25 protein-coding genes and 2 tRNA genes are annotated in these 25991 nt (G+C 35.5%); 5 read left to right on the top strand and 22 right to left on the bottom strand.

Features of this window, described 5'->3' with window-relative positions; all coding sequences use genetic code 11:
* Positions 1-9 precede the first annotated feature (9 nt).
* From tpiA to MOO47_RS06415, 5 genes are all read right to left on the bottom strand, one after another.
* On the bottom strand, positions 10-765 hold the full coding sequence (gene tpiA, locus MOO47_RS06435; RefSeq protein WP_249512632.1) for a triose-phosphate isomerase: 756 nt from the start codon (positions 763-765) through the stop codon (positions 10-12).
* Between the two features lie 24 nt (positions 766-789).
* Positions 790-2004, bottom strand: a complete 1215-nt coding sequence (locus MOO47_RS06430) for a phosphoglycerate kinase (RefSeq protein WP_249512631.1) — start codon at positions 2002-2004, stop codon at positions 790-792.
* Between the two features lie 103 nt (positions 2005-2107).
* A complete protein-coding gene (gene gap / locus MOO47_RS06425) occupies positions 2108-3127 on the bottom strand; it encodes a type I glyceraldehyde-3-phosphate dehydrogenase (RefSeq protein ID WP_249512630.1) in 1020 nt (339 codons plus the stop codon).
* Between the two features lie 35 nt (positions 3128-3162).
* Positions 3163-4200 carry a sugar-binding transcriptional regulator gene (locus tag MOO47_RS06420; protein WP_249513559.1) on the bottom strand — a complete coding sequence of 346 codons (1038 nt, stop codon included), beginning with the start codon at positions 4198-4200 and terminating at the stop codon, positions 3163-3165.
* 275 nt (positions 4201-4475) lie between these two features.
* Positions 4476-4547, bottom strand: a tRNA-Arg gene (locus MOO47_RS06415).
* A 212-nt stretch (positions 4548-4759) separates the two neighbouring features.
* Here MOO47_RS06415 and MOO47_RS06410 point away from each other — a divergent pair.
* On the top strand, positions 4760-5314 hold the full coding sequence (locus MOO47_RS06410) for an NADPH-dependent FMN reductase (RefSeq protein ID WP_249512629.1): 555 nt from the start codon (positions 4760-4762) through the stop codon (positions 5312-5314).
* Between the two features lie 126 nt (positions 5315-5440).
* Positions 5441-6028, top strand: a complete 588-nt coding sequence (gene clpP, locus MOO47_RS06405; RefSeq protein WP_249512628.1) for an ATP-dependent Clp endopeptidase proteolytic subunit ClpP — start codon at positions 5441-5443, stop codon at positions 6026-6028.
* A gap of 70 nt (positions 6029-6098) precedes the next feature.
* Here clpP and MOO47_RS06400 read toward each other — a convergent pair whose 3' ends face one another.
* The 5 genes from MOO47_RS06400 to MOO47_RS06380 all read right to left on the bottom strand — a co-directional run bounded on the left by MOO47_RS06400 (position 6099) and on the right by MOO47_RS06380 (position 13009).
* Positions 6099-6404, bottom strand: a complete 306-nt coding sequence (locus MOO47_RS06400; protein WP_249512627.1) for a DUF4176 domain-containing protein — start codon at positions 6402-6404, stop codon at positions 6099-6101.
* Between the two features lie 81 nt (positions 6405-6485).
* Positions 6486-7235, bottom strand: coding sequence for a response regulator transcription factor (locus MOO47_RS06395; protein WP_249512626.1), 750 nt, complete (start codon positions 7233-7235; stop codon positions 6486-6488).
* Between the two features lie 577 nt (positions 7236-7812).
* Positions 7813-8466 (bottom strand): beta-phosphoglucomutase, encoded by a 654-nt coding sequence (gene pgmB, locus MOO47_RS06390; RefSeq protein WP_249512625.1) that lies wholly within the window; start codon positions 8464-8466, stop codon positions 7813-7815.
* Between the two features lie 8 nt (positions 8467-8474).
* Positions 8475-11282, bottom strand: a complete 2808-nt coding sequence (locus MOO47_RS06385; protein ID WP_249512624.1) for an alpha-L-rhamnosidase — start codon at positions 11280-11282, stop codon at positions 8475-8477.
* A 23-nt stretch (positions 11283-11305) separates the two neighbouring features.
* The gene (locus MOO47_RS06380) at positions 11306-13009 is read right to left on the bottom strand and encodes a glycoside hydrolase family 3 protein (RefSeq protein WP_249512623.1); all 1704 of its coding nucleotides are present in this window, start codon (positions 13007-13009) and stop codon (positions 11306-11308) included.
* A 179-nt stretch (positions 13010-13188) separates the two neighbouring features.
* Between MOO47_RS06380 and MOO47_RS06375 the strand changes: the two genes are divergently transcribed.
* A complete protein-coding gene (locus MOO47_RS06375; RefSeq protein ID WP_249512622.1) occupies positions 13189-14196 on the top strand; it encodes an AraC family transcriptional regulator in 1008 nt (335 codons plus the stop codon).
* A 219-nt stretch (positions 14197-14415) separates the two neighbouring features.
* Positions 14416-15615 (top strand): MFS transporter, encoded by a 1200-nt coding sequence (locus MOO47_RS06370; RefSeq protein WP_249512621.1) that lies wholly within the window; start codon positions 14416-14418, stop codon positions 15613-15615.
* Between the two features lie 686 nt (positions 15616-16301).
* Here the strand turns inward: MOO47_RS06370 and MOO47_RS06365 are convergent.
* The 5 genes from MOO47_RS06365 to miaA form a co-directional block, all read right to left on the bottom strand.
* Positions 16302-16375, bottom strand: a tRNA-Arg gene (locus MOO47_RS06365).
* A gap of 48 nt (positions 16376-16423) precedes the next feature.
* On the bottom strand, positions 16424-17764 hold the full coding sequence (gene glnA, locus MOO47_RS06360) for a type I glutamate--ammonia ligase (RefSeq protein ID WP_249512620.1): 1341 nt from the start codon (positions 17762-17764) through the stop codon (positions 16424-16426).
* A 21-nt stretch (positions 17765-17785) separates the two neighbouring features.
* A complete protein-coding gene (locus MOO47_RS06355) occupies positions 17786-18151 on the bottom strand; it encodes a MerR family transcriptional regulator (RefSeq protein WP_249512619.1) in 366 nt (121 codons plus the stop codon).
* 80 nt (positions 18152-18231) lie between these two features.
* On the bottom strand, positions 18232-19482 hold the full coding sequence (locus MOO47_RS06350) for a methionine gamma-lyase family protein (protein ID WP_249512618.1): 1251 nt from the start codon (positions 19480-19482) through the stop codon (positions 18232-18234).
* Between the two features lie 2 nt (positions 19483-19484).
* Positions 19485-20405: a tRNA (adenosine(37)-N6)-dimethylallyltransferase MiaA gene (gene miaA / locus MOO47_RS06345; protein WP_249512617.1), complete on the bottom strand. Its 921-nt coding sequence runs from the start codon at positions 20403-20405 to the stop codon at positions 19485-19487.
* Between the two features lie 91 nt (positions 20406-20496).
* Between miaA and MOO47_RS06340 the strand changes: the two genes are divergently transcribed.
* A complete protein-coding gene (locus MOO47_RS06340; RefSeq protein ID WP_249512616.1) occupies positions 20497-20688 on the top strand; it encodes a DUF3042 family protein in 192 nt (63 codons plus the stop codon).
* Between the two features lie 57 nt (positions 20689-20745).
* On the opposite strand, the gene MOO47_RS06335 is transcribed toward MOO47_RS06340, so the two are convergent.
* The 7 genes from MOO47_RS06335 to MOO47_RS06305 all read right to left on the bottom strand — a co-directional run bounded on the left by MOO47_RS06335 (position 20746) and on the right by MOO47_RS06305 (position 25951).
* Positions 20746-21147, bottom strand: coding sequence for a rhodanese-like domain-containing protein (locus MOO47_RS06335; RefSeq protein WP_249512615.1), 402 nt, complete (start codon positions 21145-21147; stop codon positions 20746-20748).
* A 21-nt stretch (positions 21148-21168) separates the two neighbouring features.
* On the bottom strand, positions 21169-22131 hold the full coding sequence (locus tag MOO47_RS06330) for an ROK family glucokinase (protein WP_249512614.1): 963 nt from the start codon (positions 22129-22131) through the stop codon (positions 21169-21171).
* A complete protein-coding gene (locus tag MOO47_RS06325; protein ID WP_249513558.1) occupies positions 22131-22340 on the bottom strand; it encodes a YqgQ family protein in 210 nt (69 codons plus the stop codon). The genes MOO47_RS06330 and MOO47_RS06325 overlap by 1 nt, the downstream gene beginning before the upstream one ends.
* Before the next feature lie 18 nt (positions 22341-22358).
* On the bottom strand, positions 22359-23024 hold the full coding sequence (locus MOO47_RS06320; protein WP_249512613.1) for a rhomboid family intramembrane serine protease: 666 nt from the start codon (positions 23022-23024) through the stop codon (positions 22359-22361).
* A 12-nt stretch (positions 23025-23036) separates the two neighbouring features.
* Positions 23037-23573, bottom strand: a complete 537-nt coding sequence (locus MOO47_RS06315; protein ID WP_249512612.1) for a 5-formyltetrahydrofolate cyclo-ligase — start codon at positions 23571-23573, stop codon at positions 23037-23039.
* A gap of 55 nt (positions 23574-23628) precedes the next feature.
* Entirely contained in the window at positions 23629-23778 is a 150-nt protein-coding gene (rpmG, locus tag MOO47_RS06310) for a 50S ribosomal protein L33 (protein ID WP_249512611.1), read from the bottom strand.
* Positions 23779-23854: 76 nt separating this feature from the next.
* Positions 23855-25951 carry a peptidoglycan D,D-transpeptidase FtsI family protein gene (locus tag MOO47_RS06305; RefSeq protein WP_249513557.1) on the bottom strand — a complete coding sequence of 699 codons (2097 nt, stop codon included), beginning with the start codon at positions 25949-25951 and terminating at the stop codon, positions 23855-23857.
* Positions 25952-25991 lie beyond the last annotated feature (40 nt).

Here is a 25991-nt window from a genome sequence, read left to right as displayed (position 1 = left end):
TTAAACATATTAATCTTGATAATTTACTAATTGTAAATAAGACTGGGGATCTAAACTAGCACCACCAACTAAGCCACCATCAATATCCGGTTTTGCCATCAATTCTTTGACATTAGCAGGTTTTACTGAACCACCATATTGAATACGTACTTTTTGGGCAGTTACATCATCATACAAATTCTTAACAGTTTCGCGCACAATATGACAAATTTCTTGTGCTTGTTCAGAAGTAGCAGTTTTACCAGTACCAATTGCCCAGATTGGTTCATAAGCAATAACCAATGAAGAAACCTGTTCAGCACTCAAATCTTTTAAAGCTGCTGTAACTTGTTCTTGAACCCAAGTCTCAGCGTTGCCAGCTTCGCGCGTTTCTAATGATTCACCACAACAAATAATTGGTAACATGTCATTTTTAAAAATTGCGTGAGCTTTTTTATTGACATCACTATCAGTTTCATGAAAATAATCACGACGTTCAGAATGACCGATTACAATGTAATCAACACCCATTTCATGCAAAACTTTAGGACTAGTTTCACCAGTAAAAGCACCCGCATCTTCAAAATAACAATTTTCGGCAGCTGTTTTTAAGTTTGATCCCTTAGCTGCTGCTAAAAGAGCTGGTAAGTCTACTGCCGGAGCAGCAATGACAGCTTCTACTTTGTCAGAATCAGGCAATTGATTTTTCACAGCATTAACAAATTCTGTTGTTTGCGCTGGATTATTATTCATTTTCCAGTTACCAGCAATAATTGGTGTCCGCATAATAAATTTTCTCCTCGTAATTAATTATTTATCAGAAATAGCTGCAATACCAGGTAATTGTTTACCTTCCAAGTATTCTAAGGAAGCGCCACCACCAGTAGAAATATGGCTCAACTTATCAGCAATTCCTAATTGTTGTGCTGCAGCTGTTGAGTCGCCACCACCAACAATCGTTGTTGAATCTTGTAAATCACCAAGTGCTTTACCAACTTGCAAAGTACCATTAGCAAAGTTACTCATTTCAAAGGCACCCATTGGACCGTTCCAAACAACTGTTTTGGCACCCTTTAACTTATCTTCGAATAATTCAACTGTTTTAGGGCCAATATCTAAAGCCATCATGTCATCAGGAATATCCACACCTTCAGTTACTTCGTGTGGAGCATCATTAGAGAATTCTGTAGCAACGACATGATCAATTGGTAAAACAATCTTATCGCCAGCTTTAGCCAATAAATCCTTAGCCATTTCAACACGATCAGCTTCGAATAATGATTTACCAATCTTGTATCCTTGAGCAGCTAAGAAAGTATAAGCCATACCGCCACCAATCAGGATATGGTCGGATTTAGGAATTAAATTTTCGATAACGGCAATTTTGTCAGAAACCTTAGCCCCACCCAAAATTGTAACAAATGGATGGACCGGATTTTCCACTGCATTACCTAAAAATTTGATTTCTTTTTCCATTAAGAATCCAGCAGCAACAGGTTTATCAGCAGCCTTCATTGCATCAGCAATTCCAACATTGGAAGCATGAGCACGATGTGCTGTACCAAAAGCATCATTAACGAATACATCACCTAGTGAAGCCCAGTACTGACCTAATTTAGGATCATTTTTACTTTCGCGCTTGCCAAAATCATTATCAATATCTTGAAAACGTGTATTTTCCATTAAAAGAATATCGCCATCTTGCATCTTAGCAATAGCATCTTCTAATTGCGTGCCTTCGTTAGTTGGTACAAAATTTACATCTTTATTTAATAATTCCGATAGACGTTGAGCCACGGGCTTTAAAGTTAGAGCTTTTTTATCAGCATCACTTTTAATTCTACCTAAATGAGACAATAAAATTAATTTGCCACCATTATCAATAATATATTTGATAGTTGGTAAAGCAGCCACAATCCGATTATCATTGGTGATTGCGCCGTCTTTAACTGGAACGTTGAAATCTGCACGCATCAAAACTTTTTTATCTTTTACATCGACATCCGAAACAATTAATTTACTCATTAATTTGCCTCCCAATTTTTCACTTCAATAAAAAAAGACCGAAGGAGAAACCTCCCTCCGCCTTCTTAAAAGTAATTCATATACTATTTTAGATAGCTACGGATTACAACATGCTTGCAAATTTTTGCAAAGTACGGATCATTTGAGCTGTGAAACCAGATTCATTGTCATACCATGCAACAACTTTAACAACTTGTGCGCCATTAGCACCTTCAACAACTTGTGTTTGAGTTGGATCAAATACGGAACCAAATTCTGTACCGATGATATCAGATGAAACAATTTCATCATCGTTGTAACCGAATGATTCGTTGCCTTCAGTAACTTTCTTAACAGCAGCATTAACATCATCAGCTGTAACTTTCTTGTCTAAGATAGCAACTAATTCAGTTAAAGAACCAGTGATAACTGGAACACGTTGTGCATGTCCATCGAGTTTACCTTTCAATTCAGGAATAACTAAACCAATAGCTTTAGCAGCACCTGTTGAATGAGGGATGATGTTTTGTGCAGCTGCACGAGCATTACGCTTGTTACCGCCGCGATCAGGACCATCTTGTAATTTTTGAGTAGCTGTATAAGCATGGATTGTTGTCATTGTACCTGTTTGGATACCAAAAGCATCATTAAGAGCTTTAGCAGCTGGTGCTAAACAGTTAGTTGTACATGAAGCTGCAGAGATAATTTGATCATCTTTATTGATTGTGTCGTCGTTTACACCGTAAACAACTGTTTTCAAATCACCAGCTGGAGCGGAAATAAGAACTTTCTTAGCACCAGCATCAATATGAGCTTGTGATTTTTCTTTTGATGTGTAGAAACCTGTACTTTCAAGTACCAATTCAACACCGTCATTTTTAACCCAAGGAATATTACGAGCGTCTGATTCTGCATATACAGGAATATTCTTGCCATCAATAACAATAGCGTTATCTGTAGCAGAAACTTCATGTTTGAAGTTACCATGCGCTGTATCATATTTTAATAAATGTGCCAACATATCTGGAGATGTTAAGTCATTGATAGCAACAACTTCCAAATCGCCATTTGCCACTTCATAAATACGACGTAATGCTAAACGACCAATACGTCCGAAACCATTAATACCTACTTTTGTAGTCATATAAGATTTCCTCCTTCAGGAAATTTATTTTTATTTTAAAGGCTATTATCCCTTAAAATCGCTTCTGAGGCCGCCTCATCAGTAATCAAAATCGTCTGATGAGGGGCAATTTTCATATAAGAGCAAATTGCATCGGCTTTACCAGCACCACCAGCAATTGCCACTACATGAGAAATATTAGTAAGATCCGAGACCTGTAAACCGATCTTCGGTATCTTATACACAATGTTACCTTGTTGATCCAAAAATGTGCCAAAAGCCTCTGAAACAGCTTTTTTTTCTTCTAATAATGCAATTGTTTTAGAAGACATCTCTCGTCGATTAGCCATAGTTTTGGCACGACCAATACTATGAATCACGGTATTGCTTTTATGAATCAAATCCAAAACTGATTTCACTACAGGTTCATGGAGCAGAGGCTGAATACTTTCGGCACTAGCATCTTCTGGAACATATAATGCTCGGTAATGACCATCACTATGATGCGCCATTTCCGCACAAACACTATTAGCCTGGATAGAAACTGTTTCACCTAGTCCGCCACGCGCAGGAACAAATAATAAATTGCGCTGGTTAGACAAATCAGGAGTTAGATATTGAGCAACGGCTGACATCGTAGTTCCGCCCATCACGGCAATCGTCGAAAATCCTGCAGGCAAGATCTTATCCAACAACCGATTCAACTGATTGCCCATACTATCCATGACACGTTGATAGTGAGCACTATCACCTGGAACAACAATAACAGTTTGAATATTTAGTAGTGTCGCTAAACGCTGTTCAGTAACTGAATTATCGTTTAACTCACCCATAATCATATCCAAAATACGTACCAATTCTGTACCCTTATAGGTTAACATCATTCCAGATTTAGATGAATCAATTAACCCATTTTTCTTGAACAAATCAGTCTCACGCCGCAAGACTCGCTCTGAGACGTCTAGTTCCGTCGCTAATACACGGCGACCGATTGGCTGCAACCACTGCAAATTTTGCAAAATACGATAGCGATTGCGCAAAGTATTTAAAAAATCCGGCGCCACAGCTTCGATCCACCCTAACTTGTTACTCAGGTTCACGAATTCATCACTGGGACCGTTTATGTCCCTGTGTGGCATAACAAGACCCATCCAATCAAAAAAATATATGTGAGTGTCAATCCTTCAACTCACAAGGAAATTATAACAACTAAAATTATTATTTGCAATAAAAGCTATTGGATTTTACCCGGTAAACTACAAAATAAGTAACTATTTAATCTAATATCTAAAATGATTTCTAACAAGTAGAAAACACAAAAATAAAAACCACAGCTCAATGGTTGAGTTGTGGTTAAATATTGCTTCAATGCGCCACCTGGGAGTCGAACCCAGATCCCAAGAACCGGAATCTTGTGTGCTATCCATTACACTAGCGGCGCAATACTTTTATATTTTACATTTTTACATACAATTTGACAATACCTAATTACTATAAAATAAAATGGTAAATATATTTCGATTTATTGATCTAATTTAGATATTCAAAATTTAAAAATAATAAATTTGCTTTTTGATAAGGCCTTCTACAACACTTTTATTTGAAAATCATGTATAATTTGCCTTGTAATTATAAATGAGGAGGAATTTTAATATGACTAAAACTATTGGAATTCTAGTAGGTAGTTTAAGAAAGAAGTCTTTTTCTAAAGTAGTCGGTAAGGAAATGTCAACTATGTTTCCAGCTGATTTCACAACTAAATTCATTGAAATTGGTGATTTGCCATTATTCAATCAAGATTTTGAAGATGGTGATTTGCAAGAACCTGAAAGTTATCAGCGCTTTCGTCAGGAAGTTAAAAATGTTGATGCAATTTTGTTCGTTACCCCTGAATACAACCGCAGTGTTCCGGCCGTTTTAAAAAACGCAATTGACGTTGGTTCTAGACCATACGGTAAAAGTGTTTGGAATGGTAAACCAGCTGCTATTGTCAGCTTATCTCCTGGGGCTCCTGGAGCTTTTGGCGCTAATCATCATTTACGCCAATCATTGGTATTCTTAAACATGCCAACACTGCAACAGCCAGAAGCCTATTTAGGCAATGTTACTAACTTCATTAATGAAGATGGCACAATCACCAATCGAGATACTAAAAACTTCTTAAAATCAATTGTAGATGCGTTCGTTGATTTAATCCAACGGTATTAATAATTAAACCACCTATGGTGGTTTTTTATTTTCATATATTATAGTAAAAACAATTTGACATTTACTAGATGTGTGATAAATTAGCAGAGTGATACTATGAGTGCCAAAACATTGGGAGGTTTTTATATGTTAGTTCCTACAGTTATTGAACAAAATTCGCGTGGTGAACGCGCTTACGATATTTATTCACGCCTTTTAAAAGATCGAATCATTATGCTTTCCGGCGAAGTTAACGACGAAATGGCTAATACAATTATTGCACAATTGCTTTTCTTAGATGCTCAAGATTCTGAGAAAGATATTTATATGTATATTAATTCACCAGGTGGATCGGTTACTGCTGGATTAGCAATCATGGATACTATGAACTTTGTTAAAGCTGATGTACAAACAATTGCTATGGGTATGGCCGCTTCAATGGCTAGTGTTCTATTATCTTCTGGAACGCGTGGCAAACGTTTTGCACTACCTAATTCTACTGTGTTAATCCACCAACCGTCCGGCGGTGCCCAAGGTCAGCAAACTGAAATTGAAATTGTTGCAGAAGAAATTCTCAAAACCAGAAGTCGTTTAAATAAAATTCTAGCCGATAATTCCGGTCAAGATATTGAAACAATTAAAAAAGATACTGAACGCGATAACTATTTAACAGCTCCTGAAGCTAAAGAATATGGTTTAATCGACGATATTATGGTCAACAGTCAAAATAATTAAATGAAAAAATGATATGCTAGCGAAATTTTGGACTAATTTCGTAGAACATATCATTTTTTATTTAATAAAATCAATCCTTGATATGCAATTTAGGATAACCGCTATCGTTAACTAATTGATCGTAATGTTGTGCAAATTCACTTTCTTCAGCATTAACAAAACCCTTAAATAATAGCTCAGCTATATCTTCACGATTAAAAAAAATAAAATCTTGGGGATCTTCAACACCATCTGGGTATAAAACAGCTGAATAATCGAAATAACCTGTTTTATTACTAATCTCTTGATATATAGCAGCCCGGCTTGTAACCATGACCGGTGTTGCATTTTCTCCTTTGAGTGTCACAACAGAACCAATAGGTAAAATTTCAGACAATATAACACATCCTTCACATAAACTTATATTTAAATAAAACCATAAAAAAACACTTTCAGCAACAAAGAAAGTGTTTTTATTTTATTGAAATCTTTGTAAAAATTCGTGCACCTTGCGAGAAGCTACGTAAGCTTCGCTGCCATCAGCAAAACTAATCTTTCTAGTCTCATTATCAAAAGAACATTTTTGATTTAAATTAACTAAATAGCTCCTATCGCACCTGAAAAAATTCTGATTCTGATAACGATGATTCAGCTCAGTCAAACTTCCTAAAAACTCAGCTTCTTGGTCGGCAGTATGCCACAACACATGCCCACGCAAAGTTTTATTTGTAGAAAAAAACATAATATCATCTAACGGCAAAGAATGGTAACGCTGCCCCACACGATAAGTAAACATTTTAGGATGATTATAGTCACTTTTCTGAAACATAGCAGAAACACGAACAATGTTTTCACTAATTTTCTTAGCAACTTGGTTCGAATCTTGATCCTTAATGACATAATCCATTGGAGCTACACGATTTTCTAAAGTCAAAAAAGCTAATTCTTCATGAACAGTGATAAAAACAATCTGAGAAAACGGTAGCAACTCTCGAATTTGAATTGCTGTCTGCAAACCAGCTTGCCGATTATCACCAATTTCCATGTCTAAAAAGAACAAACCATCATTGCCTTCTTGCGCTTGGGCCATTGATATCAGCTCTAGTGGTGACATCGTCCGACAAACCAACTGCATATCACATTTGTTTTTCTTAATGGCATTTTTAATTATAGAACTGTATTCTTCTTGCTGTTTAAAATCATCTTCCAGCAAATAAACTGGATACAAGGTGAGCTCCTCCGAAATAATTAATTGCTATCTGTAAACGGTTGTCATATAAAAGCACTTTTGAGTCTAACACTATTAACCAACTAATAACAAATTCCTATTTAACCATATTTTGTGATTCAGTTTAAAATTCCAATATTCAAATATCTATAACAATCTTGAATATATTTGCTATTACCACGAATCCCCGATTCACCATTTATATATTAGAACAAAAGTCATTTCATTTAAAATAATAATGCTTAAATTATTAAAAGTAACTCAATAAAAAATATATTTGTATATATTTCATTTAAAATAAAAAACTATATCTTCCCCCAAAGTTAAGTTTCTATGATAAATAAAATTCAAGCAAAATATAATTACCTCCTTCCACACAACAAACATTATACAATAATCAAAAAATATTCATAGTTTTATTGATAAACGACAATATTTACTTGATTAACGACAATTAAAATCAATATACACACCTTAATAAAAAAGATTGTGTAATATATAATTAGTCATCAAATCTCAACTTATCACTCATTATAATAAAAAAATAATTATAAGTAAATTACGTTTTATAGTTTCATTACTTAAACTTTTGTTCTATTGTATCTAAACTTATATCATTAGTAGTTGCGAATAATAAATTGGCTGCGTGAAGCTCCGTTTGTGATCCCACACCCACAGAAAAAACTTCGGCAGCATTAATGGCATCGATGCCAGCAATAGAATCTTCCAATCCGAAGCAATCTTGTGGATGAATTTTAATTCCCGCCGCTGCCTCTAAAAAGATATCTGGCGCCGGTTTGCCAGCCTTAACTTTTGTGGGATCAGCTAAGTAATCAAAACTAGATAATAAATTTAATTTTTTTAAAATTAATGGTGCATTTTGGCTAGCTGAAGCTAAAGCTATTTTGATTTTTTGATGACGTAAATTAGACAATAATGTAGTAATTCCAGGCAATATATTAGCTGGTGTCAAATCTGCCAATAGTCGTAAATACATCTTATTTTTAATAGCTAATAAGTTATTGAATTCTTCTTCAGTGACGTTGATTTGCAAAAAAGTTATTATTTTTTGCAAGGAATCGGTGCGACTAACGCCCTTGGTCTGCTGTTCAAAAGTCGCTGGTAATTTTTTTTGCCATTGCGATTGAACCAATTGTTGCCAAGCTTGAAAATGATATCGTGAAGTGTCAGCAATTACTCCATCTAAATCAAATAAAGCGCCCTTAATCATTATTTAACCTACTTTCTTTCACTTAAAATTTCAGTTTGCGTTAATAAATCATTAATTTGTTGTAAATGTTGTTCAGAGATATTGATAAATGGAAATGTAGTATTCATTTCTGTCAAACTCATCGAACCAAAATTATCAATAGCCTGTGGATCTTGCACAAAAAAATTAAGCACTGGATCAATATCCATAATTTGTGCCACTAAATCTTGATCTACCAAGATTTGCTTTACTGGCGTTTGAGGCGTATAGCGTTCAATATAATCTAACGTAGGTTGATATGAAATCTGATATTCACCAGATGACAACCAGAAACCATCACCAATTTTTTCTTGTTGATTTACACTAATTATTTGCTGTTGGGAGCGTGGCAAAAAGACTTGTAGATCAACTCCTATGGGTACTACCAATTTGATCAAAATTGTATGCTGTTCATCAGTTTCAATTGCACTTTGGACAGCTATTTTACCATAAGAAGTCTGAAAGCTGCCTTCTACTCTAGGCAAGCGATAATCAAATTGCGGTGAAAAAGTAGTTTTTTGAAAACCCGGGGTTTGGGCTTTAATACCTAATAAATATTTGTATGCCCAAGCCATGATAGCGCCAATGCTATAATGATTTAACGAATTCATTCCTTGCGAATTAATAGTTCCATCAGCTTGCACAGAGTCCCAGCGTTCCCAAACAGTTGTCGCACCAAGTTTAACAGCATACAGCCAACTTGGAAAATCTTCATTCAAAAAGATTGTTGTAGCCAATTTATGTTGTCCGTTATCAGACAATGCCTGACATAAATATGGTGTACCAACAAAACCTGTCGTCAAATGCTGCTTATCTAAATTAATACGCCGAACTAAATCCGCTACTACATGTTCTTTTTGCTCCTGTGTGACAATATCAAAACACAGTGCTAAAGAGTAAGCAGTTTGCGAATCAATAGCTAAGCGCCCATTAGCAGTAATATATTCTTGTTGAATAGCTTTTTTAATGTTACGGGCTTGTGCTAAATAGCGTCGATAATTAGCCGGATCCTTTAGCAATTGAGCCGTTTGCGCCACAATGTTAGTGGAACAATAATAATAAATTGATGCGATAAAATCCTCATCAGTCTTGCCTGTTGGTTTGCCAGGGTTCTCACCATCAAGGGCTAGCCAATCACCGAATTGAAAAGTCCCTGTCCACAAATTAGGCGTTGTGGTATGTTGACTAATCCAATCTACCCAAGCTTTCATTTGCGAATAATTTTGCCTTAAAATAGCTGGATCACCATAGATTTGATACATATTCCAGGGAATCATTGTTGCTGCATCCGCCCAAACCGCTGCGCCGCCATCTTTTTGTCCCATCGCAGGCGCATACATTGGCACAAAACCATCGTTTTGTTGCTGTTCTAAAGCAATGTCATGCGCATATTTTTTAAAAAAGGCGAAAACATTCATATTATAAGCAGCTGTTTGTGAAAAAATATTAGCATCACCAGTCCAACCTAATCGCTCATCACGTTGCGGACAATCAGTTGGAATATCTAAAAAATTACTGCGTTGTCCCCAGATAACGTTTTTAAATAATCGATTAACTAAAGAAGAATTAGTTGTAATACTCCCCGTATCCTCCATTTGTGAACATAAAACTGCCGCTTGGTAATCTTCAGCATTCAAAGGCAAGGTATTGCCACTAACTTTGACATAACGATACCCAAAATAAGTAAAATGCGGACGCACCCATTCAGATTTACCATTAGATACATAAGTAAATGTAGCCCGCGCTTCACGTAAATTATCGCGATAAAATTCACCATTTTGCAGAATTTCACCCATTTCAAAACTCAATTTAATTCCTGATGGCTCGCGATTATAAAACTCTATCCAGCCCGCTTGATTTTGTCCAAAATCTAAAATCTGTTCCCCAGAAGGTGTCTGAATAAGCTTAGGGACCAGACGTTGATTAACAGTGATTGGCAAACTTAACCGATCTCTTAAAACAGTTTTAGATTGCTCAATGAGTTCGACTGGCTGCCAATCTTTCAATAAATCAGTAGCATCGTAGTCTTCACCATAATAAATCGCAGCTTTTTTGATAGGACCTGTCGTTGTTTGCCAATTTTGATCAGTAATTATTACTTGATGACTGCCATCAGTAAAATCTAAATGATATTCTGCAATTGCTTGTTGGCGATTGCCGTAAATACAATCTTGCCCACCATCAAAACCAAAATTGCCTTTGTACCAGCCATCACCACAACCAATACACAACTTGTGTGTGCGCATTGTTACCAATTGTCTTGTTATATCATAAGTTTGGACTTGTACAAATTGATCATAAGCACTAACGCCTGGTGTTAAATATTCCTGACCAACCTTTTGACCATCAATATAAGTCTCATATAAGCCCAAGCCACTAATATATAGTCGAGCTTTTTTTAAAGGTTTATTAATCGCTAATTCTCGTTGTAAAATAATATTAGCGCTATCTATATCAGCGTTACCAATCCAATGTGCACTAAAGGGTTCGGACATTTTACCAGTTTCAAACCAAGTCTGGGCTTGAATTTCTTGGTTAACACTACGTATACTTATCACTACTTGATAACGAGTTCGAGGTTGTAAATCCAAATCCACATTAAAATAATTATTAGGAAAATCTTGCCAATCAGTTTGATACTCCAGTGAATTTGGTGAATCGAGATAAATTTGGATTTTTTTTTGTAATTTTATATTGTTGGCATGATCTTGCTGTACTTGAAATTCAATTCGTAAATTTTTTAATTCAAAGCCCAAAGGCTCGGACATATGGTTAACTAAAATATGCATAATCTTCATATCATAACCTCATTTCATACAAATTAAAGTTTTGTTGTGAAATCACCACAAAAAGGATCGACAGGATTAATCCCTTTAAAGGTACTTTTACCCATTAACTTATCCAACAAAGCATTAATAGTAGTAGCATTACCTGTATAAGCATTAATGAATGTAGAAACATTAGGAATATCAAAAAGATGATATGGATTAGCAGTAGACGCGAAAACAGTTGGAATTGACTTCATAAACCAAGGTGCATCTGCTGCCATCAAGTGCACCCAATCTAAACGTGTAGTTGTTTGATTGCTGGCAGTTTCTACATTAGCAATATACAAGGCTAAATCAAATTTAGCTTGCAGATCAGCTACTCCTTCTTCAAAAACTTCATGAAAATCCAGTTTGTTTTGATCAAAAAGCGTTACTTGAAACCCTCGCTCTTTTAATTGCTGATAGACAATATCTTTGATATTGCCTCCTTCTTTAAAACCTCCATCATCTTGATCACCCAAAATAACTAGACGAATTCTAGGATACTTTTGCGGTGTTAAAGGCAATAAATTATCGCGATCTTTAACTAAAGTTATTGATTCATCAGCTAATTGAGCCACTGCTTTTAGAGCTTGATCCGAATGTAAATCTGCAACCGGCAAATCGTTAGCAATTAGTTGGTAGTCAGTAGTCATAATTTTTTGTGCCATTTTTGTTCCTAAAATGCGTAAAACTGCTTCATTTAAGCGTTCTTGTGTGATCACACCTTGTTGTACCGCATCTGTAATAAAACCATAATCTTCATCAATATTCTTATTAAATAAAATCATGTCAATTCCAGCATTAATAGTTGCTGGTAAAAGATCGCGTCTTGGCATTGCAGCATTATAACCTATCATTGGTGTGGCATCTGTGATAGTTAAGCCATTGAATTGCAAAACATCGCGCAATAATCCGTTGATCAATAATTTAGAACTAGAAGCTGGGCGTAAATCTGTATTTGTAGTATTAGGTGCTAGTGCTTTTTCCCATGCTGGCAGAAAAATGTGTGCAATCATAACACCGGGAATTCCTTCATCAATCAAAGCTTGATAAATCTGCCCATAAGAATTCATCCAATCATCTTTAGACAATGAATTCACCGAACTAAGTAAGTGTTGATCTCTTTCATCAACTCCATCACCAGGAAAATGTTTAATTACTGGAATAACTTTGTTAGCATGCAGTCCTTTAATTTGAGCTCGGGACATGGCTAAAACTCTAGCTTGATCACTGCCGAAAGTTCGAGTATTCATAATTGGATTACGAAAATTTTTGTCAATATCCACAATAGGTGCAAATGCCATATTAGTACCTACTTGTTGGGCCTCTATGCCTGAAATATTACCTAGTTCATAAGCATTATCTGGATTATCGCTAGCAGCTACTTGCAAAGGTGTCCCAAACCAAGTTCCTTCATTAACAATTCCATTACCACCAGATTCCAAATTTGCTGCTGTCAACAAAGGAATTTCGCTAGCAGCTTGCGCAGCGATTAATGAAGACTTGATTTTATCAGCTTGATCAGGGCGATACATGATTCCACCTGGTTGATATTTATGGATAAATTCTGGTATATCAGTAGTATTTGCATCTGGTCCAATAACAAAAAACAATTGTCCAATTTTTTCCTTTGTGCTCATTTTTACCAATTTTTGATGAATACTATTGATTTGTTCTGCTGTTAAATAGTAAGGTTTCTTCGTTAAGTCAACCATTCTTATAGCCTCCATTGTCAATCAATTTGCTATGATTTCTATTTATTTTAATCAAGTTAAGTACTTGGCACTATGGTTAAAAAACATAATAATTGTATTTATTTCTTAGAATATCTCAAAAAAAGATGTTCCGTACAACCAAATCCTATATCATAAAAAACAAGGAGTGAATTCAAGGTATGAAAAAGGAACTTCAAGAACTTTTACGTAAGAATAATTATCCTAGAGATTGGCAACAAATTGCCCGAGCATTTACGCAACAGGGCAACCCACTTGCCCAAACTGTCACTAATATAGATGAACCTGTATACAATTTTTTTGAAACTTACTCAGATAATCTAGTTTTAAATTTGCAGCCGATCACAATTTCAGCACAACCAGTTTGCTCTTATATTCCGTATCACATGCATAATTATATTGAAGTAATGATCCCATTAGTTGGCGAATGCAGTGTTTATTTTGAGAAGCAAACTTTAAATTTAAAAAGTGAAGATATTTTATTAATTGGCAGTAAGACTGCTCACAAAGTGAAACCGATCGGTAAAAATGATATTGTCATTAATATTATGCTTAAACAGGCTGCCTTTTCATTGAGTGATTTAAATTTTCTGCAAAACAATAGTGGTGGTGCCAGCATTTTTCAACTGTTGCTTTCTTTATTTGCAAGCGAAAAATACAGCGAGGAACGCTACGTTTGGTTTAAAATCAATCATCAACAAAAAATTGTTAACAATATTTATGACATCATTGATGAATATTATCATTCCGATATTCAATCTCAACAGATTCTGCATTTTGATATTTTGACACTCTTTTCACGCTTATTGCGTCAGTCTTACTATTCCAAAATCTATGCTCCTCAAAGCAATCATTCCCAAATTAATTTATTAGCGCTTTTGTTATACATTGAAAGTCATTATAAGACGATTACCTTAGATAATTTAGCTCAGCACTTTGGTTTTAATCCCAATTATCTATCCACTTATTTAAAAAAAGAAACTGGACATACTTTTATCCAACTTGTTCATCTGCAAAGAATTAACGTTGCTGCCCAGCTACTGCTTTATACTGATGCTTCAGTGGAAACAATTGCCACAGAGGTTGGCTATGAAAATCCGTCTTATTTATATAAAATTTTCAAAAAAATTTTCGGTATATCGCCAGCCACCTATCGTAAAACGCGCTAATTAGTAAAAATACCAAACTACTCATCATTGTTACATAATTATTCCAGCATAAAGTCAGAAAGACTTTATGCTTTTTTCGTATTAATCATATTTTTTTAACTAAAACATTAACATCTGCGAAATAGACATAGAAATAGTGTATTTAGCATATTGTGGAATCGTTTTCAAAAAAATAAACTGAGATTAACTAATTTATAAATATTGAGGGGGACTTTTAAAGTGTCACGTAAAAAAATAGTTCTAGCTTTAGGTATCCTAAGCATGAATTTACTATTGATGACCGGATCAGTAATCGGCTCTGCTATTGCTGCAATTGCCAAATCATTTCCACACGAAACAATTGCTAAAGTGCAAATGGTCAGTTCCATTTCGCAATTGGGACAATTGGTGGCTACAATATTTTTCACTTGGCTAACTTATATTTTAACGCGTAAAAATATTGGTTTAATCGCTGTTTTACTAGTTGGTGTCAGTGGAATTATTCCATTGATCCATCCTAATAGCCTGAACTTGATACTAGCTTGTATGGCTGTTTTAGGTTGTGGTACCGGTTTAATCAGTAATGTCAGTCCTGTATTGCTACAAGAGCATTTTGTCGATGAAGATCGTGCTAGTGTTATGGGTTGGTCCGTGGGATTCAATAACATTGGAATGATGGTTTTTACAGCCTTAGGTGGAATTTTGGGTGGATCTAATTGGCGTAATCTATTTTGGGTTTATGGTTTAGCTTTTATTGTTTTATTAATTGTTTGGATTCTAGTGCCACAAGATTCTGGCATCAAAGTTAACGTTGATGATCAAAGAGAAAAACAAAGTTTTGGCACAATCATCAAAAACATCAACGGTTATACGTATGTGATCATTTTATTAACTTTCTTGACTTCGTTAGCTCTAATGATTTTCATGTCCAATCAGTCACTTGTTTTACAATCTCAGCATCGTGGAACTGCTTATGTAGCTATCATTACTTCAATTGGCAATATTGGCGGTATTTTAACTGGTTTTGGACTAAAATATATTCGCAAATTAACTAAAACTGATACTTTAGCTTATGGTTTTATTGCATTTGCCCTATCTTATATCTTTGTAATGTACTTCCATAATCCTGCCTTTCATATTTTGGGCAATATGTTTTCTGGCATGGGCGTAGTCATGGTAAATGCCACGATCCAATTTCAACTATCAGTACTTGCTAACGAAAAACAATTCCCAGTAGTTATATCTTTAAATACGTTAGCATCATCATTAGCTGGAATGGCTGCACCTATTTTATTAGCCATACTCCATGTTTCTGCAGGTAACGCTTCTTTTATTATGGCAACCGTCATGTCTTTAATCTTAGCCGGTCTATTATTATTGACACGTTTTGGTAAAATTATTGATAAAAATAAACAACCACAAGAAACAGTTGTCGAATGATATTAGCAGTTAAATATAATAAAAGTGCTTGAAGTTGTCATAGACTTCAAGTATTTTTGTTATTATAAAAGTAATGTTAGGCAGTTATATTAGGAAAAAGCTGGATAGTGATGATAAATATTTTATTTATTGACCAAAGATTAATAATTCCATCAAATAAAAATTATTGTTTGATTTGAGGTTTTCGTACCCTTAAAGATTTAACAGTAGTAAAACTTGTTGATTATTTTATGAACTAAATTTTTACCATGTAACTTAAATTTGGAACACACAAAAAAATTATTTTATTTTCATTAAAATAAAACAATTCATCGTTAGCAATTCATGTTTCAGATAATCTTATATAATAATTAATTGATGCACGTTAAAATATTTCGTATAAAGAGCAAACAAGCTCTGATATTTTATTTGGTTAAAAATGAAAACAATACTGATCTGATATAAACTATCATCTAAAAATAATTCAAACAGTAAATTTAGTAAAAAAATTTAATATTCATATTTTTGTAATCCATCAAAAATTAGACTGGGTTATAAATGTAAACTGAAAGTTATTAAACTGTCAGATGAATTATAATTTAAAAGATTCATTCAAAAAAATATATTTGTAAATGAATAAAAATAAAAAATCCTCAAATAAAGTATTTAAGATTTTTTATGTATAAGAGTATCCATTAGTATATGAATGTCGCAGGTGGGATTCGAACCCACGACCTACGGTTTAGAAGACCGTTGCTCTATCCAGCTGAGCCACTGCGACAAACAAGTAATATTATATTGAATAATAACATCACTTGTCAATATTTTTCTAAAATCGTTTTAAATATTGATCTCTTTCCCATTGTGAAACTGTTTGGCAATAAGCTGCCCATTCTAATTCTCTTGAATCAATAAAGCTCTTATATAAATGTTCTCCCATGGATTTTCGTACTACATCATCTTGTTTTAACGCTTGAATTGCATTATGCAATGTAGCAGGCAAATCATAAATCTTATTTTGATGGCGTTCAGTTTCATCCATCGTATAAATATTACGGTTAACTGGAGCAACAGGTAATTGTGCTGCCTTAATACCCTCTAAGCCACTGTGCAAAATAGCTGCAATCGTTAAATATGGGTTGGCTGTGGGGTCAACGCTTCGCATCTCTAAACGTGTGCCCGCCCCACGTGCACTAGGAACACGAATCAATGGTGACCTATTTTTACCAGACCAAGCTACATAAACAGGCGCTTCAAATCCTGGAACCAAACGCTTATAAGAGTTTACTGTTGGATTATTGATTGCGGTCATTCCGATTGCGTGATCTAATAATCCCGCCAAGAAGTACATGGAAGTTTGAGACAATCCATTTTTAGTATTTTGATCATAAAAAACATTATCCTTATTTTTAAATAAAGACATATTAACATGCATACCAGACCCGTTAATACCCTCTAGAGGTTTAGGCATGAATGTGGCATGCAAACCGTGCTTACGGGCCACTGTTTTTACAACCACTTTAAAAGTTTGAATATTATCTGCTGCTTCAATCGCATCAGCATATTTAAAATCAATTTCGTGTTGTCCAGGAGCTACTTCATGATGGCTGGCTTCAACTTCAAAACCCATTTTTTCTAATTCCAAAACAATATCACGTCGACAATTTTCACCTAAATCAACAGGCTCAAAGTCAAAGTAACCGCCATTATCATTCAAATTTAACGTTGGCTGTCCTTTATCATCCATCTTAAACAAGAAAAATTCAGGCTCCGGTCCGATATTAAAAGATGTAAAACCAGCATCCTGCATTTCACGAACAATCCGCCGCAAATTATTCCGGGGATCACCAGCAAACTCAGTGCCATCAGCCATGTGAATATCACAAATCAAGCGAGCAACTTTACCATGCTCTGAACCCCAAGGAAAAATGAGCCATGTGTTCAAGTCCGGATATAGCAACATGTCACTTTCTTCAATCCGTACAAAACCATCAATGGAAGAACCATCTAGTGTAACCTTATTAGCCAATACTTTATCAAGCTGATCAATTGGCACCTCAACATTTTTGATAATTCCATTAATATCCGTGAACATTAACCGCAAGAATTCAACTTGATTGTCTTGAACCATTTGCCTGATATCTTGTTCAGTGTACTTTTGTGTCGTCATAAAACCAATCTCTCTCCTCAATTAAAACAAATTATTCGAGTCATGGTTATTGCCCCATTGACCAATACGTAACATTTCTTTCCGAAATATTTTGCGAGCCTGAGAATCACTAACTGTGGAATCATTAACTAAATTAGTGGACTTGCCAGATGTCAAAACACGCTTCACTTCTTCCATCGTCATACCCGAAGACAAATAAGATTTTATTTCTAATAAACAATCTATGTCATTCAAAGAATATAAGCGTTGATTACCCGCACTCCTTTGTGGTTGAACTAAGGAGAAACTTTCATAATAGCGCAATTGGCGTGCCGTAAGTCCGGTTAACTTAATCGTGGTTGACACAGTTAACACTGCTAAATTACGTCGTAATTCCTTCTCACTCATTATTTCCACCTCGAACAATGTCACTTTATCAAGGCACCTAAAATCTGTCAAGCGCTCATGTTAGCTTTTATAACATGAAACTATAAAATATCCGCACAGGCATGACTAACCGCAATACGAACATGTTGATAAGTTAAACCACCTTGCAAATAAATCGCGTAAGGTGATCGCAAAGGTCCATCTGCCGACAATTCAATCGTCGAACCTTGTACAAAAGTTCCTGCAGCCATTACAATCTGATCCTCATAACCAACCATAGAACTTGGTTCTGGTGCTACAAAGGAGTCAATAGGCGAATATTTTTGAATGGCCTTGGCAAATTGCACCATCTTATCCGCTGTACCTAAAATTACTGTTTGAATTAAGTCAGTGCGCGGTTCATCGTATTTGGGTGTGACATCAAAATCAAATTTTTCTAATAAAGCTGCTGCAAAAATAGCCCCTTTAATAGCATTTCCCGTCGCTTGGGGGGCTAAAAAAAAGCCTTCAATCATCCAACGTAAATTATTCCCAGTTGCCCCTTCATGCAAGCCAATTCCCGGCGCTGTTAAACGAATTGCACATCGCTCAATCAAATCTTGGCGTCCGGCTAAATAACCACCTGTCGTAGCCAAACCCGCTCCCGCATTTTTAAATAAGGATCCAGCTATCAAATCAGCTCCAACTTGTGAAGGCTCTGTTTCTTCTGAGAATTCGCCGTAACAATTATCCACAAACACAATGGTCTGTGGCACAAACTGCCGCACAAAAGTAATCATTTCGGCAATTTCTGCTACCGTAAAACTAGGGCGCGGATCATAGCCACGTGAACGTTGAATAGCAATCACATCCGGCTTAAAATCAGTCAATTTATTGCCCAAATGTTCATAATCGACTTTGCCTTGCTGATTTAATTCTTGATAATCAAATTTTATTCCATATTCCTGCAAACTTCCGACACCGCTACCAGTCATACCAATAACTTCTTGCATAGTATCATAAGGTTTTCCTGTAATATACAGCAACTTTTGTCCGGGATGTAAACAACCAAACAAACCAACAGCCAAAGTATGCGTTCCAGAGACAAATTGTGGTCGAACTAATGCTGCTTGCGTAGCGAATACTTGAGCATATACTTTATCTAAAACTTCACGTCCTTCATCGTTATTACCATAACCAGTCGAACCATTCAAATGACTTTCTGCAACTTGTTGATCCATAAAAGCTTGCAACACCTTAGCTTGGTTATTATCCATTCTGCGATCAATTTCTGCAATTTGTGGTTGAATCTGTTGGTCAACTTCCACTATTGCTTTTTGTACTTTTTCTGGTAAATCGGCCATCCAATTCATTTTTATTCCTCCCAAAATTTCTGAATAACTTGTTCAATCAATTTAATTTGCGCTGGATTTTGTAAAATATCGTACCATTGAACAGTCATTTGATTACGAAAATAGGTCAATTGGCGCTTAGCAAAACGCCGTGAATTACGTTTGACTAGTTCAATAGCCTGCTCCTTGGTAGCATCTCCGGCTAAATAAGTAAAAAATTCTTTATAGCCAATTGCTTGGCTTGCTTGACTACTTGGCGCATTTTGGTACAACCATGCTGCTTCTTGTTCCAAGCCTTGTTGCATCATCCAATCAACACGTTGATTAATTCGTTGATATAACAATTTACGTTGCGTATTCAAACCAATTACCAAAAATTCATATGGTGAAGTTAGCTTTTTTTGCTTGCTAAATGATGATCCAGTTAAATCCAATACTTCCAAAGCACGAATCAACCGGCGTGTGTTAGCTACGGGAATATTGTTAGCAGCTTGCGGATCTTTTTGCGCCAACAAATGCCATAAGACTTGATTACCCTGCTTTTTCGCTAAATTTTCATAACGCTCTCTAACTGCATGTGATTGCTCAGCAATTTGATCACCACCTAAATTCAAATTACTAATTAACGCATTAATATAAAAACCAGTACCACCAACAATTAACGGTAAATGTTGCCGTTGATAAATGTCTTCAATCAAAGAATTAGCTTCTTGTTGAAAATCATGGACGGTATGCGCTTGCGTGACATCCAAAGTATCTAACAAATGGTGTCTGATACCTTGCATCTCATCGGGTAAAATTTTGGCAGTTCCAATATCCAATTTACGATAGACTTGCATCGAATCACCGGAAATAATTTCGCCATGATATTTTTTAGCTAATCTAATACTGAGGTCGGTTTTACCTACAGCGGTAGGTCCTACAATGACAACTGCTTTTTTCAAATAATTTCCTTTCTGATTTCAAGGTGATTTTAGTTGAAATTACACCTTAATTTATGAATAATTAAGGTAAGTAGAAAGAGAGGTAAAGCTTATGACAAGTAAATCTGGAATGATTTCTGGTATTGTAGTTGGCGCTATTGTAACTGCCGGCGCAGCAGTCGGTTCAGCATTAATGTACCGCCAAAAAACAATCAAACCAATTAAAAAGCAAGACAATCGCATTGCAGAAAATCGTAAAAAAGCCAATCGTAAAGCTCATTCAGCTCAATCCATCAATTATTGATTAAAGCAATAATGACCTAAGAAGTCAATCTTCTTAGGTCATTATTAGTTGCTTATACTATAATTTAGTTGTCTTTTTAGTTTTACCATTCCACTCGTTAAATCCTTTTTTTAACCATTTAACATCAGTAAAACCACGTTTTTTCATTTTCAAAGCAGCCCGCACACTTAAAGTACTGCCTTGTTCATATAAATAAACTGGTAAATCTTTGCGTAATTCAGGTACCCACATTTTAAACTGTGTATAAGGCATATCTCGAGCACCCAAAATATGACCACTATCAAAATATTTTTTCTCGCGCAAATCAATTAACTGCGCTTTACGCATCGTCTCTTCAAAAACTTCATTGTCTAAGGCTCCGCCTAATTGTTTAGCCCGCAAACGATAATAAAGCCAAGAACCACCGTAGTAAATGACAACAATCAAAATAACAAAAATTAAAGCACTTAAAAATGACACTCGTTACACCTCACAAAATTATTATTGGTTAATAACTACCAATGAAGCTGCACCCAAAACTCCTGCGCTATTGCCTAAAGTTGCTAGGCGCAAACGTGTCGTATTACGCACACCTGCAAATACATATTTATCATAAGCCTGTTGAACTTTATCCAACAAAAAAGTTCCAGCATTGGATACTCCACCACCAATGATAATATATTCTGGATTAATAGTCACTGAGATATTAGCCAAAGCTTGTCCTAAATTGTCACTTACTATCTGTAAAATTTGTAAAGCTAATTCGTCATTTTCTTTAGCTAAATCCAAAACATTTTTGGCTGAAATATCTTGACCTTCGGCAATTAAGTCTTTTAGTGCTGAAGAAGCTGCATAACGTTCTGCTAAATCATAACTCAAGTGTACAATCCCTCTGGCAGAAGCAATTGTTTCTAGACAACCTTTCTTACCACAAGTACATAGATAACCCTGTGGATCAATTATCATATGTCCAATTTCTCCCGCAGCACCACCAATGCCATGAACAATCTGGTCATTAATAATGATGCCGCCGCCAACACCAGTCCCTAAAGTAACGAATGCCATATTGGAGCTATTTTCACCAGCCCCTTGCCATTGTTCGCCTAAAGCTGCCACATTAGCATCATTTTCTATCAAAACGGGCATTTTTAATTGTGCCTCTAATTCAGTCTTGATATTGACTTGATGATCCCAATTTAAGTTAAAGGCATTATTAACTGTACCTTCTTTATAATTGACACTTCCAGGAGTACCAATTCCAATACCTAAAAAATCAGTGGTCGTCAGTCGTTCCAACTTGAGATGCTCAGTTATCGACTCAATCATGTCAGGGATAATACAATTACCAGCATCTAAAATATTGGTTTTGATACTCCACTGCTTAGTTATTTGACCTTTGGTAGTCACAATAGCAAATTTAATAGTTGTACCACCCAAATCAATTCCTAATAACTTTTTTGACATCAATAATTCCCCGCTTGTTTTTCTTCATAATTATGTTCTCTAGTTAAAACCAACTTACACGTAATGAAATTAGCTTGATCAATCACTTTTTCTTGATATAAGCGATCCAATTCTAGCGCCATTAATTCGATATCCCAAAGTCGTTTACCTAAATGAACATAAATACCAAACTTTTTTAACAATTGCTGCACATCATATAAGGTCTTAATATTCGTTTCACGCATAAATTAATTGACCCCCATAAAATAAAATAGAATCCAGCCTAATAGCAATAATAAAGTACTGATAAAACGCCAGATAAATTTTTCTTTAACTTGTGGCAAACTAATCACAATTCCCAATAAAACACCGCTCAATGCACCACCAACGTGTCCCCAAATATCAATATTGCCAGCAAAAAGATCAGTGACCAAATTTAAGAAAATCAAAACTAAAAACTGATTTGACCATTGTTTAACACCACTGTTACCCCGGAAAACAATACCTAAAGCGACGTAAACGCCAAACAAGCCAAATAATGAAGTGCTAGCACCAGCTGAAATAGTTTCTGGATTGCCCAAAGCAAAACTCATTAGATTGCCGCCAATGCCACTTAATAAATATAATATTAAAAAGCGCATTTTACCATACATTAATTCTAAATGGATACCGACAAAATATAAAGTTAAGGAATTAAGCAATATATGCATCCAGCCAATATGTACGAAAATTGGCGTGATCAAGCGCCACCATTGACCAGCAATGATGAAACTATCAACTTTAGCACCAGCTTGTATTAGTGTTTGCGTATTATAACTACCACCATGCGTTTGCTCCCATAAAAATACCAATACTTGAATAATCAGTAAACCATAAGTAGCAATAGGATAGTTCTTTATTTTTTGCCAGTTCATATTGTCCTCACATTAATAAATAATTTGATTGATGGGCTGATCATGGTCATCTACTTGCCAAACAGTCTCAGAAAATAAAATCGGTGACATTGCTAAAGAAATACTCATTGTTGTGACTTTGGCTAAATAACGGTCATAGTAACCAGCACCAAAACCAATTCGCTGATTATGATCCAAAGACACCGCCAACGCTGGCACAATAGTTAAATCCGCTCCTTGTGCCAATATTTCACCATTGTTAGGTTCCAAAACACCAAATTGCGTAGGTTTTAAAACTGTCTCTTGATTGAACAAACGAAACTGCATTTGGTTGTTGGCTAATGTCTGAGGCACATAAACTTGCTTTGACATTTGCCGAGCACGCTGGATAATTGGTTTAGTAGATAACTCGTGTTCCATGCTGATCGTAGTGGCAATTGTATTTGCCATTTGAAATGCCGTACACATAAATAATTTATCATATAACTTTGACAATGATTCAGTATTTTGTTTCAACCAAGCGGCTATTTTCTTTGGCTGTTCTTTTCTAATATATGATTTTGCTAACAATCAATCGCTTCCAATTCATTTTAATAAAAAACAACAGGAATCATCCTGTTGTTTTTTATTTAGTTTCACGATGTAACGTTGCTTTTCTTTCCCGAGGGCAATATTTCTTTAACTCTAAGCGATCTGGATTATTACGTTTATTTTTGCTAGTTAAATAGTTACGTTCATGACACTCTGTACATTCTAAAGTAATATTTACGCGCATAATCTATAAACTCCTTTACAAATTTTGCTAGACAACTTCCTTATGTTAACATTTCCAAGTTAATTTTTCCAGCATTTTATTCAGAATCTGATTGTGAATTACCAAAATAGGCATTCATCATATTTTTAACTAAGTTTAAATTATAATTACCCTTTTCTGTGCTCAAATTAGGCAATACAACGGCTACGGCAATTTGTGGATTATTAGCCGGAGCATAGCCAACCATACTTAAAGTAATCGTTGATGGAGGATTAGGATTGTCTGGATGCTTAGGATCATAATAAAATGATTGTGCGGTACCTGTTTTACCAGCCATTGATGGCGAAACATCTGCCAAATCTTTAGCAGTTGTCCAAGCACCAGTGCCGTGCACCACATTATAAAATCCAGTTTTAACAACATTCAATTGACTAGAGTCAAATCCTACCCGATTCAAAACTTGGGGCTGTGTAATATTAACGATAGCTCCCAAGGTACCATCATTTTTAGATTTTTGGATTGATTGGACAATATATGGCTTCATGCGATATCCACCATTAGCAATAGTCGAAACGTATTGCCCCATTTGCATTAACGTATAAGCATCATAGTTACCGTAGGACTCATCCAGAGCTGAACCCACTTTTACCATACCATCACTCATGGTCGGACCTTCAATACCACTGGACTCTCCAGGTAAGTCAATACCGGTTTTAACACCTAAACCAAATTGGTTGAAATTAGCTCGCATTTTTTTGAAAATATCTTGATCAATATGAATATACTTATTAGGAGTATATTTAGCATTACCTTCACGCATTGTTAAACGCATCATATAAATATTCGAAGATACTTCCAAGGCTTGTGTGGCACCTAATGCACCAAAAGTACCGTTAGGATAAACAGATTTTTTAACTGGCGTACTCGGTAAATAAATTGGTTCGTCAGATAAAACATTATTTTCTGGTGAAATTGCGCCCGACATCAACCCCCCCAATACAGTAGCACCTTTAACAGCCGAACCCATAACAAATGTACGGTTAATGACACCAAGTGCATCGTCTGTGGTTTTTCCAGTTGTAGGATCATAATGAACACCAGACATTGCTAAAATAGCACCAGTTTTAGGATTTATTGCGACTGCATAGGCTCCATCAGAATATTGAGCAACACCTGCTGCTTGAGCCGAGGAAAAGGTTTGTTTCACCGCACTATCAACTGCTTTTTGATATTGTGAATCGATGGTTAGATTAAGATTACTACCTTGTGAGCCCTTATACTTCAAAATTGAATCCGTTAATTTATTATTAGGTCCCACAGAAATTTGAGTTTGAGATTTGCTGCCCTTTAATATTGGCTCATATTCTTGTTCTAAATAACTAGTCCCGACACGATCATCGCGCGAATAGCCTTCAGCTAATAATTGATTAACGCGATCATCAGGCAAACCTTGTTTTTCAGTAGAAACTTTACCAATAATACTACTCATGGAATCACCCATTGGATAAGAGCGCTGAGAATCTACACCAGCTTGAACGCCAGGCAATTCGATTTGATGTTCACTAACCTCCGCAACTTCTTTAGGTGTAGCATGATAACTTTTAATATAAACCGTTGAATATTGCGAAGCAGAACTCATTTTTTGGAAAATAAGCGCCGCTTGCTCTTGGGCAGGAGTCAAATCTAAATTTATATGATTAGATACATATTTTACAGCTCGATTGTACAAATCACTTTGCGCAATCGACTGTACTTCGTCATCTGACATTCCCTTAGTAATTAGAGCTTGAATCTTCTTATAATGCTTGCTGTCAGCCAAATAATAATCAGCTTTATCACGTTTAGTTAAATTACCATCATCTAGATAAACAAATTTTTGTAAGCGATTAGCAATTTGATACATATCACTAGTTTTTACTGATCCACTACGTGTATAAGTTATTGCACTGCTAGGATCATTACCCACGATCAAACGTCCCTTGGAATCGTAAACCAAGCCACGTGGAACATTACCACTAATCACGGTTTTATCAGAACGATCCACTTCCGCTTGAAACTTACTCCCATTTAAAAGTTGCAAATATGCTAATTGTCCTATCAAAAGTGCAAACAAGCCAAAGACTAAAATCAATAAAACATTTAAACGAAACGGCAAAATAGATTGTGTAGTTTTAGCCTTATTAAAACGGTGCATAAATTTCACGAGCAAATTCTCCTAGTTAAAGTTTACTAAG

The sequence above is a fragment of the Bombilactobacillus thymidiniphilus genome, assembly GCF_023380245.1.
Taxonomy (GTDB): Bacteria; Bacillota; Bacilli; order Lactobacillales; family Lactobacillaceae; genus Bombilactobacillus; species Bombilactobacillus thymidiniphilus.
The sequence above is the reverse complement of the archived record's forward strand: the minus strand, read 5'-3'. Positions and strand labels throughout refer to the sequence as shown.

What these genes read in the sequence shown, in the direction of transcription:
- tpiA (WP_249512632.1), bottom strand. Translation starts at nt 765, where the DNA reads ATGCGGACACCAATTATTGCTGGTAACTGGAAAATGAATAATAATCCA.
- MOO47_RS06430 (WP_249512631.1), bottom strand. Translation starts at nt 2,004, where the DNA reads ATGAGTAAATTAATTGTTTCGGATGTCGATGTAAAAGATAAAAAAGTT.
- gap (WP_249512630.1), bottom strand. Translation starts at nt 3,127, where the DNA reads ATGACTACAAAAGTAGGTATTAATGGTTTCGGACGTATTGGTCGTTTA.
- MOO47_RS06410 (WP_249512629.1), top strand. Translation starts at nt 4,760, where the DNA reads ATGACTAAAACTATTGGAATTCTAGTAGGTAGTTTAAGAAAGAAGTCT.
- clpP (WP_249512628.1), top strand. Translation starts at nt 5,441, where the DNA reads ATGTTAGTTCCTACAGTTATTGAACAAAATTCGCGTGGTGAACGCGCT.
- pgmB (WP_249512625.1), bottom strand. Translation starts at nt 8,466, where the DNA reads ATGATTAAGGGCGCTTTATTTGATTTAGATGGAGTAATTGCTGACACT.
- MOO47_RS06385 (WP_249512624.1), bottom strand. Translation starts at nt 11,282, where the DNA reads ATGAAGATTATGCATATTTTAGTTAACCATATGTCCGAGCCTTTGGGC.
- MOO47_RS06380 (WP_249512623.1), bottom strand. Translation starts at nt 13,009, where the DNA reads ATGGTTGACTTAACGAAGAAACCTTACTATTTAACAGCAGAACAAATC.
- MOO47_RS06375 (WP_249512622.1), top strand. Translation starts at nt 13,189, where the DNA reads ATGAAAAAGGAACTTCAAGAACTTTTACGTAAGAATAATTATCCTAGA.
- glnA (WP_249512620.1), bottom strand. Translation starts at nt 17,764, where the DNA reads ATGACGACACAAAAGTACACTGAACAAGATATCAGGCAAATGGTTCAA.
- MOO47_RS06355 (WP_249512619.1), bottom strand. Translation starts at nt 18,151, where the DNA reads ATGAGTGAGAAGGAATTACGACGTAATTTAGCAGTGTTAACTGTGTCA.
- MOO47_RS06350 (WP_249512618.1), bottom strand. Translation starts at nt 19,482, where the DNA reads ATGAATTGGATGGCCGATTTACCAGAAAAAGTACAAAAAGCAATAGTG.
- MOO47_RS06340 (WP_249512616.1), top strand. Translation starts at nt 20,497, where the DNA reads ATGACAAGTAAATCTGGAATGATTTCTGGTATTGTAGTTGGCGCTATT.
- MOO47_RS06330 (WP_249512614.1), bottom strand. Translation starts at nt 22,131, where the DNA reads ATGTCAAAAAAGTTATTAGGAATTGATTTGGGTGGTACAACTATTAAA.
- MOO47_RS06320 (WP_249512613.1), bottom strand. Translation starts at nt 23,024, where the DNA reads ATGAACTGGCAAAAAATAAAGAACTATCCTATTGCTACTTATGGTTTA.
- rpmG (WP_249512611.1), bottom strand. Translation starts at nt 23,778, where the DNA reads ATGCGCGTAAATATTACTTTAGAATGTACAGAGTGTCATGAACGTAAC.
- MOO47_RS06305 (WP_249513557.1), bottom strand. Translation starts at nt 25,951, where the DNA reads ATGCACCGTTTTAATAAGGCTAAAACTACACAATCTATTTTGCCGTTT.